Source organism: Seonamhaeicola algicola, assembly GCF_007997385.1.
Lineage (GTDB): Bacteria > Bacteroidota > Bacteroidia > Flavobacteriales > Flavobacteriaceae > Seonamhaeicola > Seonamhaeicola algicola.
Genome location: NZ_VOSC01000010.1, coordinates 1 through 251, shown reverse-complemented (window position 1 = coordinate 251; position 251 = coordinate 1). Strand labels below are relative to the sequence as shown.

Below are 251 nucleotides of genomic sequence, written 5' to 3'. Positions count from 1 at the left end.
AAAATTGGTTTCAAAATGTTATCACATTTTGTAAATCCGTGATAAGATTTTCAAGATTACATCTTGTAAATCCAATCTGCTGGATTTTGAGTGGCACTTTCTTTAAAAATACTAAAGTTTAAAATGGTTTCTTTATTGGAAGGGTTTGTAAAGACTTGTCCTATTTCTTGTTTAGTGGTTACGTTATCGCCTTTTTTAACATATACTTTCGAGAGGTTTTTATAAACCGTTACATAGTTACCATGTTGTAT

The 251-nt window shown here is 29.5% G+C and carries 1 protein-coding gene; it reads right to left on the bottom strand.

Annotation, left to right across the window (positions count from 1 at the left end):
- Window positions 1-56 precede the first annotated feature (56 nt).
- Window positions 57-251: peptidoglycan DD-metalloendopeptidase family protein (locus tag FUA26_RS02545; protein WP_147131148.1), on the bottom strand; the 195-nt coding region annotated here is incomplete at its 5' end.